Origin of the sequence: Nostoc sp. UHCC 0870 (assembly GCF_022063185.1) — a bacterium.
Lineage (GTDB): Bacteria > Cyanobacteriota > Cyanobacteriia > Cyanobacteriales > Nostocaceae > Trichormus.
Map to the genome: position 1 here is coordinate 129,173 of NZ_CP091915.1, position 13,095 is coordinate 142,267.

A 13,095-nucleotide genomic window follows, 5' to 3' on the forward strand; every position below is an offset into this window, starting at 1 on the left:
ATTTTATACTTATTTTTACCAAAACAAGCGAAAATAAATGGATAGATAGCAGTCCTAAATGATTTGTGAAATATCGTATGTAGGTTTGTTGACTGTCAACGCTTAACAGTCAATAGGGAAAAAGGAGGATTTGAATTTTGAATTTTGAATTCAGATCGCAACAACGTGACGATTAGTCTTTATTCTTTGAGCAAGGTTTTAGCCTATGAAACTTTCCCATGAGTTAATTCCTGCTGCTTCTTTAAACTTAAATGAGGTGACAATCGACATTCGGGGACTCTACAAACACTATGGTAAAACCATTGCAATTCGCGGACTCGATCTGCAAATCCGCCGTGGCGAATTGTTTGGATTGATTGGGCCTGATGGTGCAGGTAAGACAACCACATTCAATATTTTGGGTGGCGTGATGGAGGCTACCGCAGGTGATGCTAAAATTCTGGGATTACCTGCCCGCGATGCGCGAAATTACGCTGGATATTTAACTCAACAATTTTCTCTTTATCCCGATCTGAGTGTGGATGAAAATATCTATTACAGTGCAGGATTGCGACTTGTCCCCGAAAATCAACTTGAAGCACGACGCACCAAGTATCTTAAGTTGATGCAACTCGATTCATTCCGCGATCGCCTTGCCGGTCGTCTTTCCGGTGGGATGAAGCAAAAGTTAGCCTTGTGCTGTGCATTAATTGCTGAACCGCAAGTATTATTGCTCGATGAGCCAACAACTGGAGTAGATACCATTGCTAGGCGTGAGTTTTGGGACATTCTGGCTGGATTAACTGCCCAAAATATTACCGTACTAGTTGCGACTCCCGATCTAGATGAAGCCGAACGGTGCGATCGCGTGGCATTAATTTACAACGGACAAATTCAGCAAATGGGTTCTCCCTCAGAACTCAAGGGGAATTTAGGCTTAAATCGCTTAATTATCCGCACTTCGCAGCTAATTCAAGCAGAAAAAGCCCTGATTGTCACAGGTGAAATTGTAGAGGTGTCTACACTAGGCGATCGCCTGGAAGTTTTGGTAAAAGATGTGAAATCGGGAATTGCCTTTGTGCGCGATCGCTTGACTCAAAACAATGTACAGTTCGAGCAAATTCAACCAGAATCACCCACACTAGAGAACGTTTTCACCACACTCTTACGCCAAAAAGGTTCTGTACCAAAATCTCTGGCATTTCCGCGAGTCAAAAGCTTGGCAATATCTGAACCTGCAAAGGCGAAAATAGCCATATCTGCACAGAATCTCAATCGCGTTTTTGGTTCTTTTCACGCCGTTGTGGATTTGAATCTTGATATCCGCTATGGCGATGTTTATGGACTTCTGGGTGCAAATGGAGCGGGAAAAACCACCGCCATCAAAATGCTATGTGGACTATTACCAATTAGTTCTGGCGAAATGTCTCTGGCTGGAGAAACAGGTAATCTTCGCAGTGCAGAATTGCGGCAACGCATCGGCTATATGAGTCAGAAGTTCACCCTCTACGATGATTTAACCATTCTGGAAAATTTGCAGTTCTATAGCGGGGTTTATGGCATTCCACCCCGTCAGCAGCGAGAAAAAATTAGTTGGGTGTTATCCATTTCGGGATTAGAAGGACAAGAACATTTACTGACAAGACAACTCCCCGGTGGATGGAAGCAACGGGTAGCATTTGGCGCATCCGTCATCCATGAACCGGAAATTTTGTTTTTAGATGAACCAACTTCTGGCGTAGATGTTTTAGCACGACAGCAATTTTGGCAATTGATTAATGATTTTGCTCGTCATGGGACGGCAATTTTGGTGACAACCCATTATATGAACGAAGCGGAACAATGTAGCCGGATGTGTTTTATGGTTGAAGGGCGGAAAGTTGCTGAAGGTTCTGCCAGTGAGATTAAAGCCGCACAACCTGGTCAATTATTTGAGTTAAAAATTGGCGAACTGCAAGGAAGTTACGATCGCTTACGGCAATTTCTCGAACCGTGGCGCGTTTCCATTTTTGGCGATCGCCTCCACGTTGTTCTCGATCATCCTACCGCAGAACTGCCCCAAGTGCGGTCTTATCTGCAATCGGCAAATCTGTCTCTTACAGATATTCAACCGATGCCATTTTCCCTAGAAGATGCCTTTATTGGGGAAGTGCAACGAGCCGGAGGTGCGCCGCCATGATGATTCGCCGGATTCGCAATCAATTATTCAAAGAATTAGAGCAGTTTGTGCGCGATCGCTTAGGTGTTGCCCTGGCATTCATTTTACCTGTAATTGCGCTGCTAATTATTGGCTATGCAATTCGCCTGGAAGCGAAAAACATTGCTCTGGCGGTGCGCGATCTCGATCAGACAAGCTTCAGCCGGAGTTATGTTGAACGACTGTACGCCACCAATTTATTTGTCCCAGCACAATGGCAAGGCGAACGCTTTCCCGATGCCATCGACCGGGGAACGGCTCAAGTGCAAGTCACCATTCCACCAGACTTTACTGCTGAGGTACAAGCGGGTAAAACTGGAAATCTGCAAGTTGTGATTGATGGCAGTGATGTGATCAACGCACGGGTAACAAGATTGGCGATTCAGGGAACAACTTTGTCAGTTGTACAAGCCCAACTCAGTAAACTTGCTGACTCTGTTGGTGTAATTTCTCAAGTGCGACTTTGGTTTAATCCGGGACGACAGGAATCATTATTTATTGTACCTGGAAGTTACGGAGTGATTTTAGCCATCTTTCCGCCGTTGTTGATAGCGATCGCATTAGTGCGAGAAAAAGAACAAGGGACAATTCTACAGCTTTACGCCTCTAGCCTCAGTGCCTCGGAACTATTGCTAGGTAAATCCTTGGCATATACCCTCGTGGGATTGGGAGAAGCTTTAATTCTGTTTATTGTCGGTTTTTTGTTGTTTCAAGTCCGCGTGATTGGCGATCCCACCCCCTTAATTATTGGCACTCCCATATTCATCTGGGTAAGCGTACAACTCGGATTAATCATCGGCATTTTTACTACCACCCAAAGCGCGGCTGTACAAGCGATCGGCACCATTAAAGTGCTGACTGCCTTTTTGCTAGCAGGATTTTTGTTTCCCCTCAATACAGTGCCGTTTCCATTTTCCATTGCTTCCTACTTAGTTCCCGTGCGGTATTATATCGAACTTTGTCGGGATGTATTTGTGCGGGGTTCAGGCTGGTTTGGAACTTGGCATCTCATCGGTGCTTTGCTGCTTTTGGGAATTGTCGAGTTTGCGATCGCTTGGTGGGGAATGCGGCGAATGCAACTATAGAGCAACTTAATTAAAAGTTGATGTACGCCAGATAATTTTTGAATAATTAACAAAACTTCATCTTTTGTAAAAACCGTTGGTAAATATTTAGATTTTTTAGCACGAACCGCATCAACCTTCAAATCTAAATCTTGTTTTAATACCTCTTTGTAGAGAAATAAAACTGTATGAAGTGCTTGGTTTTGTGTTGATGCAGCAACATTTGTGGCTAATTTTGTTATTTCCTACTTTCCCAATATCCCAAAACAGGATAAAGTAATATTCAACCAACTCTTAGACCCACACAAGTCAATAAATGAATCGATCTAATCCAGAGGTAAATGCTCCCAGCACATTGAAACGGAAAGCTACTAGTACAGTTGGTCGCGGAAAATTTGTTAACCTAAACGCAAAACTTAACTTTTCTGCATGGAGCGATGAATACGTTGCTTTATCTCTAGGCGATAGTCTGAAACACTATAGAGACTGGGAGCAACCTACGGTAATCGTTTCGGATGGGGCTTATGGGGTTCTTGGTTTTGAAGGGGATACATCTGATCACATTGATTTACCGGATTGGTATCAACCTCATATAGAAGAATGGTCAAAAGCTGCAATGCCGTGTACAACACTCTGGTTTTGGAACTCAGAAATTGGTTGGGCTGTAATACATCCAATTTTAGAAAAGTATGGTTGGCGGTATGTTAATTGCAACGTTTGGAATAAGGGCAAAGGTCACATAGCAGGGAATGTTAACACAGAAAAAATCCGTAGATTTCCAGTGGTCACGGAGGTTTGTGTCCAATATGTAAGGGAGGTTAAAGTTAACGAACTTACCCTAAAAGCTTGGTTACTGAATGAATGGAAACGGTCTAAATTGCCGTTACGACGGGCAAATGACGCATGTGGCGTAGTGGATGCCGCCACTAGAAAATATTTCGATCAAGGACATTTATGGTATTTCCCACCTCCAGAGATGTTTGAAAGGCTGGTAAATTATGCAAATGAGAATGGTAGACCTGATGGAAAACCTTATTTCTCTATAAATGGTAATCAATCCTTGACAGGGCAGGACTGGAGTAAGATGCGGTCAAAATTTAGATGCCCTCATGGTTTTACTAATGTATGGGAACGCCAACCCTTACGCGGCGATGAAAGAGTTAAAACAAGCTCTGGCAAAGCTTTGCATCTTAACCAGAAACCGCTTGATTTGATGAGTATGATTATTGAATCATCAAGTGATGAATCTGACATAGTATGGGAACCTTTTGGAGGACTGTTTAGTGCTTCTCTAGCAGCTCGAAAACTTAGCCGTAAAGCTTACTCTTGTGAGATTGACCCAGACTATTTCTATTACGGAGTTCAGCGATTTAATCAAGAAGTTCATCAATGCTCTCTTCTTTGATCTCTAAATACTCTTGTAGTGATTTTGCGATACTATCTTCTCGGCGACTGGATAAAAGTCTATTCCATTGTCCAACTGTCATACCAGAGACTTCAATGTTGTAAACACGTTTCTTGAATTCCTCAATACCAGGATGTACGATTCTGTCCATTTTCGCGAAATTGGTATCTAGCCTATACTTGTATCGTATCAATAACTCACGTAGAAGTTTCTGATATTCTCTAGTTGGCTTGTAGATTTTCGCTTCAGATCCCCAAGCCTCAACCATTCTTTGAGCATCTAAAAGCTCACTGGTAGAGCCTTGAAACTTATAGCCACTGGTGTTCGTTTGCTGGAGGTTTGATGTCCTTTGGGTTGTATCTTCTGGTTCTAAAACAAGATAATCTGGCGGATTATGGTAATGAGTATCTCTAGCCAGAGCCACAGACAATCCAGATACAACGCATACATCTAGAATACGAGGTTTTCCATAAATAATCTTTTCAGGTAGCCATGCTAACATCACGACATGAGTTTGATCGAACTGAAAGTGATTCTGGCTATCTTTAGACATCTCCAAAATAGTATTATTCTGTGATAAAAGAACATTAAAGCGTTATTTTGACACAGAAGCATGAGCAATATACTGAATTACATTGAAGAGAATCCTAAACAAACCCAAAGGTTAATAGGTCTGGAATATGAACAGTTACAACAATTAATCATAAATGGGGAAAGATTATATCATGAAAAAAAAGCTTTACTGGAATCTAAGAAAGTGAGAATTATTGCTGGTGGAGGAGGTCGGAAACCAAAATTATCTATTTCTGAACAAATCATTTTAACTTTAGTGTATCTCCGACATCTGACAACCTTTCAACTTCTAGGTATTCAGTTTGAAGTAAGTGAGTCTACAGCCAACGATACGTTTAACTATTGGTTGCCTAACTTGCGAGAATTACTGCCATCAAGTTTGCTTGAACAAGTAAAAAAAAAACGCTTCTGACTATGAAGTAGTAAAAGAAATGCTCACAGAATATGAATTAATAGTAGATAGCTATGAACAAGTCAGAGAAAGACCTAGAGACAATGATGAACAAAAGAAATATTTTTCAGGTAAGAAGAGTAATCATACATTTAAAACTCAAATGATTATTTTACCTGATGCTAGTGATATCGTTGATGTTGTGGCAGGTGAACCTGGTCCAAAAAGCGATATAACTTTGTTCCGAGAATATCGTTCAGAGTTTGATGCCAAACAAAGATTTAAAGGAGATAAGGCATATCTTGGAGAAGATTTAATTACAACTCCAATTAAGAAACCAAGAAATCAAGAACTAACAACTGAACAGAAAGAACAGAACAAAATATTTTCATCTAAACGAATCTTTGTTGAACATCGAATACGGTCAGTCAAAATCTTTCGAGTTGTCCAAGAGAGATTTAGGTTAAATACCCGCAAATATAAGCAAGTAATTTTGACGATTTGTGGGCTAGTAAGGTTACGGATTCGAGGGCTAATATTACCATTAGAAATATCAGCTATATCATCAGGTTAAAATTATCGCATATAACTAGATATTTTTGCCTAATTATCAACAGCAAATATCTCAAAGTCTTATTTCATCGTACAGAATAGCTAATTTAAGATGATTGCATTTAGTGGCTACAGCCTAGCCAAACAAAGGCTTTGACTGTTTTCGGAGATGTCTTTTGAACCGCGCGGTTATTTCTGTCGCCAACGGAAACCATGCTTTAATCTCCAATCCTGGTGTTGGTTGAATATTCCCGACAAAAATTGTGTCTGGAAACCCTGGATCTTGCCTCTCCCACACTCCAAATCCAGCAAAATCATCTTGCTTATTTAAGAATTCAACGGTATTAAATTCGATCAGATTTCCAAGTAAAGGTGAAAGCTTTGAGATTACTTTAGTTAAATTGACGGCTGCATTTACTGTCACTGGTTTAGACACATCTAAAACATCAAACGTATGCCCCGATAAATTAGCCAAATACTGCGAGGCGAGTCTGATTACATCTGGTGTGTTCATAATCTTTCCTCACAAGATGCTTCAGATATTTGTTGTTCAACTTTCTTAAGAATAGCGCAAGGGTCTACGCCAATCACGCGAGTAACTATGAGAAACTCAACAACATCTAAGCGTCGCTCACCATTCTCATATTTAGCAACGAAAGATTGCGGTTTTTGAAGAGATTTGGCGAGAGATTCCTGAGTAAGTTGTGCTTCTTTTCGAGCCGCAATCATACAACGACGAAATATGTCATACTTATAGCTAGATATAGATTTCATCGTGCTTTTTTTTGCACTATATTTTACGTTCATCACAATAAACCTATTTTCGGATAATCCCAAAACAGGATAATGGCTGTGTTAGATTCAACACTCACGCATCTCAACAACGCGCTGGAGCGGACGATTAGAAGACTATGGTTGTGATACAAAGGCTATCTATCGCCGCAAGCAGGTGTTAGAAAGTATTCGCTATATTGACCTTATTGATTGGGCATCTGAAGCTTTTGGTCAGTCGATGCTCTACCAGAGGAATTAGTTGACCAAGCATTAAATTACGTGCAAATGTTGCAAAATCCGATTCAGATTACACCTGGAGTTTGCGGGAGACAAGCGCGAATTAGAAATACAAGAATTCCCGTATGGACTTTGGTAGCATATCGTCAACAAGGTGCGCCGGATGAAGAATTATTGGCAAATTATCCTGGATTGACTGCGGAAGATTTAAGTGCAGCTTGGCATTACTACGAACAAAATCCCGAACAAATCGATCGAGAAATTGCCCAAGATGATTTAGTTTAAGAACCTTAGAGAATCGTTTGTTGCGGGTTATGAAGCAAAATATAAAAGCAGTTGGACAGATTTTTTTCGTACAAGAGTATGGTAAAAGTTGATTGCGATGCCCTTGGCAACCACTTTGTGGTATCGCCGATTTTTAAATATATCTAATTCCTAAATATTAATGCTGAATCGTCTTTGCTTTGCTGCTTTTGGAGATTTTAGAGTTTGCGATCGCTTAATATAAGTCTAGCCCAAAGCCCTATTTTTTCGTGAGTTCTTGTCATTAATGTTAAGTTATTGATAATCAAATATAGCCTGAAACCATTGTTATTTCGTTATTTCATGACTTAACGGGAAAAGTCAGTATCTTGCTAAAGTATCCAGCACCACCTAACATATTCCCTGGAGCAGGTTGGCGAAAGACCTTGGTGTATTGGATAGACCTAACTCCTAACTTTACAGAGTTACAATATTAAGGCGTATTCTCGAAAGAACTATGACACTAACCCTTGACCTGTCACCAGAGTTAGAGCAGTACCTGTTACAGGAAGCCAATCAACACGGGCTTTCGGTAGAGGTATTGGCATTGCAACTTTTAGAAAATTCTATTTTGTTGAAGCAAAAACAAACTGAAGCGGTCAACTTGCTCCAGTCTTGGATTGATGATGAGGATGGGGCAGAACAACAAGAGACAGGTCAGTATTTGATTCATGCTTTAGATGACGATCGGCTATCCGAGCGCAAGCTGTTTCCACTTGAGATGAAGGGTATAACTTGGTGAGCCAAGTCATTATTTTAGATACTGGCCCACTTGGTTTGGTTACAAATCCGAAGTTATCTGCTGAGAGTATTGCTTGCGCCCAATGGCTTCAGACTCACGTTACAGCAGGAAACCGCGTCATTATTCCAGAAATTGCAGATTACGAGGTTCGGCGTGAGTTATTGCGAGCAAATAAGATAAAGGGTATTGCTCGTTTAGATGATTTATCCAGGTTTCTTGAGTATTTGCCAATTACAACGATTGCAATGCAGCAAGCGGCTCAGTTTTGGGCACAAGCTCGGCAGCAAGGACAACCGACAGCAGGTGACAAAACAATTGACGGTGATATGATTTTGGTCGCTCAAGCCATGACTCTCGCAGTCCCAAATGTTGTCATTGCGACAACTAATGTGGGGCATTTGTCGAGGTTTGTTGCAGCTGAGTTGTGGCAAAGCATTCCTCCTAGTTGATCGCCACCTAAGACTGCGTTGATAGTAAATAAGTTTAACGAGTCGCGGAGTTTATAGCAGTTTTCAGGTAAATAGCTGTAAGCAAGACAATTTGTTATTGGCTTGTGTTTATCTTCACCAAGAGCCGGAATGGAATTGTCCATCCCTGGGGTAGATTCAGGCAGAACGAATTTCATTTATTATTAGGTCGGAACGAGTATTAGCGATGTCCTTGGCAAGCACTTTGTGATATCGCCGATTTTTAAATATATCTAATTCCTGAAGAATAATGCTGAATCGTCTTTGCTTTGCTGCTTTTGCGGATGGCTGAGTTTGCAGCAATGCAACTATCCAATGAAGCGAATTCATCATGATGTAATTCACGAGGATAAAATCTATGAAATGGCAACAATTAATTCTGGGTTTTATCGCCACTATTTGCTTAATATTTGCAGGTAATGCCCTAGCGCAGACTGACATCAATATCAACAATACCAACCTGATTCGCTTTGGTGGTAGCGTCACCGTACCAGAGAATCAAGTTGTCGAAAATGCCTTGGCTTTTGGGGGGAGTGTTACAGTATCCCCTAATGCCAGAGTCTTAAATACTGCCATCGCATTTGGCGGGGATGTCATCCTAAAAAAAGGAGTGCAGGTAGAGGGTGATGTTTACTCCTTTGGCGGCAAAATCGTCAAAGAAGAAGGTGCGAATATTGGTAGTAGGTATACCACCGATGATCGACATGGGATGATGGATGGTTCCCATCGAGGTAGAGGTAGCTTCTTCTACGCTATTTCTCTGGGTCCCATTTTTAGAATTGGTAACGCCGTACTAGCAGCTATTCTCGGGCTAATTATTTTACATACCAATCCCCAGTTCCTGCCTTCTTTGGCTACAAAATTGCGTCAACACCCCAGTTTGGCTGTTTTATGGGGAATGGGGGCGATAGTCGGCATTATCTTTGTGAGTGTGTTTCTAGCGATTACGCTGATTGGTATTCCCTTGATTCCACTACTAAGTCTGACGGTGATTATCACTTCTCTAGTCGGATCATTAGCCGTGGCACTTTTTGTTGGTCAAAGTCTAGCCAGTAATCGTCACTGGTCCTTACAGCAGCAGTTTTTGGTAGGTTTGGCTGTGGTGACTATTCTGACGCTCATTCCATTTTTCGGAAGTTTAATAATTTTCCTAGTCAATATGTTCGGCTTGGGTGTCATCTTGCTGTGGAAACTTGGTAGAGAAAAACCTCAAATAGCGACTGAGTGAGGGCATTCTCCTGACTTTACCTGTGGCTATGGATCAGGAGATTGAGTTGCAAATCCCATCTACAACGCTCCAAAAGTGGTAAACGATTTCGGCTCGTTGATTGACCCTAAAAACCAGCCATCAAATCTAAATCAAAAACCTTCATTTGAGCTTATTTAAGTTTAATAAAATATATGATTTACTTGCCTTTGATTTCAATCCTGTTGCTTGTAGGACCAGCACTTGCAGCAATCTCCATGACGCGATCGCTTACCACCCGTGGACATTTAGTTTTGTTGAGTATATGTATCCTCTACGGAATTTTTCCATTCCTGGTTACTTGGGGAGGGATGGGTTTAGCTGAACGCTTTGGTTGTTCAGCAGAAGCAGTTCGCTTTATTTGTCCGTCCTCATCTTGGCTTGGAGACGTGATTTCGGGAATGTTCATGGCTCACTGGCTGGCGATTTTCGCTATTCCATCAGCCATTTTTGGTGCGATCGGACTACTGATTTCTTTGATTCTCAAGGTCAAGCGATCAGATGCTAATACTCCTGTCATACCAAGGATTGTATTTCATCGCAGTCGTCATAAAGTTTTCGCAGGTGTGTGTTATGCCCTTTCTCAGCTATGGAATTTACCAGTCATGGGTGTGCGGATTGTTACCGTTATTTTAGCGATCATCATCCCTGGATTTATTTTTCTGTACTTTTGGTGTTGGTTAGCATTCCCCATAGAATCGCGCTCTCAACAACCTGTAGGAGAACAATCATGAGTCTACACAAATATCATCAAAATCCTCTGAAAAAAATAGATTTTTTAAAATTAGAGAGATAACATTTTTAGCAAAGTTCTAATAAAAAATAAAAACAGGTAAATAAAGCGGGGCATAAATTATTAAATCTAAATCGAAAAGCCCTATTTTTACAAATTTTATGTAAAGTTGCATATTATCCTGAAATACCTTGATTAACCTGAGTTCGGGATAAGGAAAAGGACAGGTAGTAAGCTGAAAATAACAACAAATCCAGCAGCCTGTCCTATGTTTAGTTTAGATGCTTTGTTCTGTCATGTAGATGATTTCTGTAAAGCGTTTGAAGCGCAATGGCACAAAAAATTGTTAAATCATGGAGGAATAAAACGTTTTCGTGCTAAAAGCTTATGTTTAAGTGAAATCATGACAATTATCATCGCTTTTCATCAAAATCACTACCGGAATTTCAAGCATTTTTATTTAAATCAAGTGAAACAACAGTGGAGTTCTGCATTTCCAGGTCTTCCTTCTTATCAACGATTTATTGAATGGATGCCATCAACCTTGATACCTTTGTGTGTCTATCTGAAGCATTGTTTTGGACAATGTACAGGTATCGGTTTTATCGATTCAACTTGCTTGAAGGTATGTCATAATCGTCGGATTTCTAGGCATAAGGTGTTTGAAGGTTTAGCCGCTCGTGGCAAGACTTCTGTGGATTGGTTTTTTGGTTTTAAGCTGCATCTGGTCGTCAATGAGTTTGGTCAACTCTTAAATGTATCTCTGACTCCTGGTAATGTCGATGACCGTCAACCAGTACCCGATTTACTGAGTGGTCTGTTTGGCAAAATATTTGCCGATAGAGGTTATGTTTCACAAAAACTTGCTTCTCAACTTTTACAAGACTTCGGAATTGAATTTTTTGCCAAACCCCGTCGCAATATGAAGAATAAGCTAATGCGTCTTCATGACAAGCTTTTGTCCCGTAAACGCTCAATTATTGAGACGATTAATGACCAACTCAAAAATATTTCTCAAATTGAGCATTCCAGACATCGATAGCGAAGCGGTAGCCGGTACCCCGGCGTCAGCCCTGTTAATTTTTGCGTTAACGTTCTTTGCGGATTAATCGCTTATTGTCATCAACCTAAGAAACCTAGCCTTCAACTGGAGTGGCTTTTACCTCCTTATCTTTAACCCGAACTCAGGTTTGATTAATTCATCTTTATCTGTGTTTATCTGCGCCCATCTGCGTTTAATTATTCTTGATATTTGATTCTATGCAACTTCATATTAATTTGGTATTAAAAAATCAATGATGATAAATCGCCGCCTATTAGCTCTGTTAATCAAAGAAAGCACTGAACTATTGCGTAATCGCCAACTGGTGATTTTTCTCACGATCGCGCCGATTATTTCAATGGTGATTTTTGGCTATGTGATGAATTCCAATGTGACAAACTTACGACTGAGTATTTTGGATCAAAATCAAGTAACAATCAGCCGAGATTTTGTGGATGCGTTTACTGCAAATCATGTGTTTCTAGCATCTCGCCACACCAACAGTCAACAAACTCTCACCCAACAAGTCGAACGGGGAGAAGTCGATGCGGGATTAATCATTCCACCTAGTTTTGATCGGGATTTGCTACAAACTGGAAAATCAGAAGTTCAGGTTGTGGTTGATGGAATTAATGCCTACAGTTCTGGACTTGCAAAGGGCTATGTCAGCCAAATTACAACTCAATTTAACTTAGATTTACTCCAACGCTATCAACCTGTGTCAACTGGGTTAGAAGTCCCCGTTCAAACTGAAATGACATTGCGCTACAATCCTGGAATGCTTGATAGTTGGTTCTTTGTTCCTGGTGTACTGGGGGCAATCATCACCTTGAGTGCAATTCTGGCTGCGGCTGTGGAAGCGGTTCGAGAAAAGGATCAAGGAACACTAGAACAGTTGTTGATGACTCCAGTTGCATCGACTTATATTTTGATTTCTAAAATTGTGCCGATATCTGCTTTACTCACAGCTACATTGCTGATTTGTTTCCTTGTTGCTCACTGGGTTTTTGCCTTACCTTTTCGCGGAAATTTATTTTTATTACTGCTATTTTCTATTCTTTACATTCAGATTGGTGTTGCCATTGGACTGGCAATTTCCACATTTTCTGAGAACAAATTGCAAACAATTTTGATTGGGATATTTCTCAATATTCCCATTATTTTATTAGGCGGTGCGGTGACGGCGGTGAATAGTATGCCGCTTGTATTTCGCTGGATTGCCCAAATTAATCCGCTTTATCATTACTTGATCATTCTCCGCAGCATTCTTCTTAAAGGTGCAGGGTTGGAAGTTTGGGGTTTAAATGCGATCGCCATGATTGTATTTGCAACCGTGACAGTTCTGGTGAGTGCAAATCGCTACCGTAGTCAATTAAGTTAACTCAGGGTG

At 40.8% G+C, this 13,095-nt stretch carries 14 protein-coding genes and 2 pseudogenes; 12 read left to right on the forward strand and 4 right to left on the reverse strand.

What is annotated here, in order from left to right; translation table 11 throughout:
- Window positions 1–205 precede the first annotated feature (205 nt).
- The 3 genes from L6494_RS28920 to L6494_RS28930 all read left to right on the forward strand — a co-directional run bounded on the left by L6494_RS28920 (window position 206) and on the right by L6494_RS28930 (window position 4,645).
- A complete protein-coding gene (locus L6494_RS28920; protein ID WP_237997085.1) occupies window positions 206–2,158 on the forward strand; it encodes an ATP-binding cassette domain-containing protein in 1,953 nt (650 codons plus the stop codon).
- A complete protein-coding gene (locus L6494_RS28925; RefSeq protein WP_237997096.1) occupies window positions 2,155–3,261 on the forward strand; it encodes an ABC transporter permease in 1,107 nt (368 codons plus the stop codon). The genes L6494_RS28920 and L6494_RS28925 overlap by 4 nt, the downstream gene beginning before the upstream one ends.
- A 295-nt stretch (window positions 3,262–3,556) precedes the next feature.
- Window positions 3,557–4,645, forward strand: a complete 1,089-nt coding sequence (locus L6494_RS28930) for a DNA methyltransferase (protein WP_237997105.1) — start codon at window positions 3,557–3,559, stop codon at window positions 4,643–4,645.
- On the opposite strand, the gene L6494_RS28935 is transcribed toward L6494_RS28930, so the two are convergent.
- Window positions 4,611–5,069: a hypothetical protein gene (locus L6494_RS28935; protein ID WP_237997107.1), complete on the reverse strand. Its 459-nt coding sequence runs from the start codon at window positions 5,067–5,069 to the stop codon at window positions 4,611–4,613. The two genes, L6494_RS28930 and L6494_RS28935, sit on opposite strands and share 35 nt — an antisense overlap.
- 189 nt (window positions 5,070–5,258) lie before the next feature.
- Between L6494_RS28935 and L6494_RS31035 the strand changes: the two genes are divergently transcribed.
- Entirely contained in the window at window positions 5,259–5,630 is a 372-nt protein-coding gene (locus L6494_RS31035) for a helix-turn-helix domain-containing protein (protein ID WP_237989128.1), read from the forward strand.
- Window positions 5,631–5,649: 19 nt separating this feature from the next.
- Window positions 5,650–6,183, forward strand: coding sequence for an HARBI1 family protein (locus L6494_RS31040; RefSeq protein WP_237989127.1), 534 nt, complete (start codon window positions 5,650–5,652; stop codon window positions 6,181–6,183).
- A gap of 153 nt (window positions 6,184–6,336) precedes the next feature.
- Here L6494_RS31040 and L6494_RS28945 read toward each other — a convergent pair.
- Window positions 6,337–6,675: pseudogene (locus L6494_RS28945) on the reverse strand (hypothetical protein); the annotation flags it as partial.
- Complete coding sequence (locus L6494_RS28950; RefSeq protein WP_237997110.1) at window positions 6,672–6,935, reverse strand: helix-turn-helix domain-containing protein; 264 nt, start codon at window positions 6,933–6,935, stop codon at window positions 6,672–6,674. The gene L6494_RS28950 and the pseudogene L6494_RS28945, both read right to left, overlap by 4 nt.
- A gap of 285 nt (window positions 6,936–7,220) precedes the next feature.
- Here L6494_RS28950 and L6494_RS28955 point away from each other — a divergent pair, with 285 nt between their 5' ends.
- The 3 genes from L6494_RS28955 (at window position 7,221) to L6494_RS28965 (ending at window position 8,666) form a co-directional block, all read left to right on the forward strand.
- Window positions 7,221–7,457, forward strand: coding sequence for a DUF433 domain-containing protein (locus L6494_RS28955; protein WP_237997112.1), 237 nt, complete (start codon window positions 7,221–7,223; stop codon window positions 7,455–7,457).
- A 475-nt stretch (window positions 7,458–7,932) separates the two neighbouring features.
- The gene (locus tag L6494_RS28960; RefSeq protein ID WP_237997114.1) at window positions 7,933–8,217 is read left to right on the forward strand and encodes a hypothetical protein; all 285 of its coding nucleotides are present in this window, start codon (window positions 7,933–7,935) and stop codon (window positions 8,215–8,217) included.
- Window positions 8,214–8,666, forward strand: a complete 453-nt coding sequence (locus L6494_RS28965; protein WP_237997116.1) for a nuclease — start codon at window positions 8,214–8,216, stop codon at window positions 8,664–8,666. The genes L6494_RS28960 and L6494_RS28965 overlap by 4 nt, the downstream gene beginning before the upstream one ends.
- A 156-nt stretch (window positions 8,667–8,822) precedes the next feature.
- On the opposite strand, the gene L6494_RS28970 is transcribed toward L6494_RS28965, so the two are convergent.
- Window positions 8,823–9,017, reverse strand: coding sequence for a hypothetical protein (locus tag L6494_RS28970; protein ID WP_237997118.1), 195 nt, complete (start codon window positions 9,015–9,017; stop codon window positions 8,823–8,825).
- A gap of 25 nt (window positions 9,018–9,042) precedes the next feature.
- Between L6494_RS28970 and L6494_RS28975 the strand changes: the two genes are divergently transcribed.
- The 4 genes and pseudogenes from L6494_RS28975 to L6494_RS28990 all read left to right on the forward strand — a co-directional run bounded on the left by L6494_RS28975 (window position 9,043) and on the right by L6494_RS28990 (window position 13,086).
- Window positions 9,043–9,912 carry a hypothetical protein gene (locus tag L6494_RS28975; protein ID WP_237997120.1) on the forward strand — a complete coding sequence of 290 codons (870 nt, stop codon included), beginning with the start codon at window positions 9,043–9,045 and terminating at the stop codon, window positions 9,910–9,912.
- 173 nt (window positions 9,913–10,085) lie between these two features.
- Window positions 10,086–10,664 carry a PspC domain-containing protein gene (locus tag L6494_RS28980; RefSeq protein WP_237997122.1) on the forward strand — a complete coding sequence of 193 codons (579 nt, stop codon included), beginning with the start codon at window positions 10,086–10,088 and terminating at the stop codon, window positions 10,662–10,664.
- Between the two features lie 267 nt (window positions 10,665–10,931).
- Window positions 10,932–11,840: pseudogene (locus L6494_RS28985) on the forward strand (IS982 family transposase).
- A 118-nt stretch (window positions 11,841–11,958) separates the two neighbouring features.
- Complete coding sequence (locus L6494_RS28990) at window positions 11,959–13,086, forward strand: ABC transporter permease (protein WP_237997131.1); 1,128 nt, start codon at window positions 11,959–11,961, stop codon at window positions 13,084–13,086.
- Window positions 13,087–13,095 lie beyond the last annotated feature (9 nt).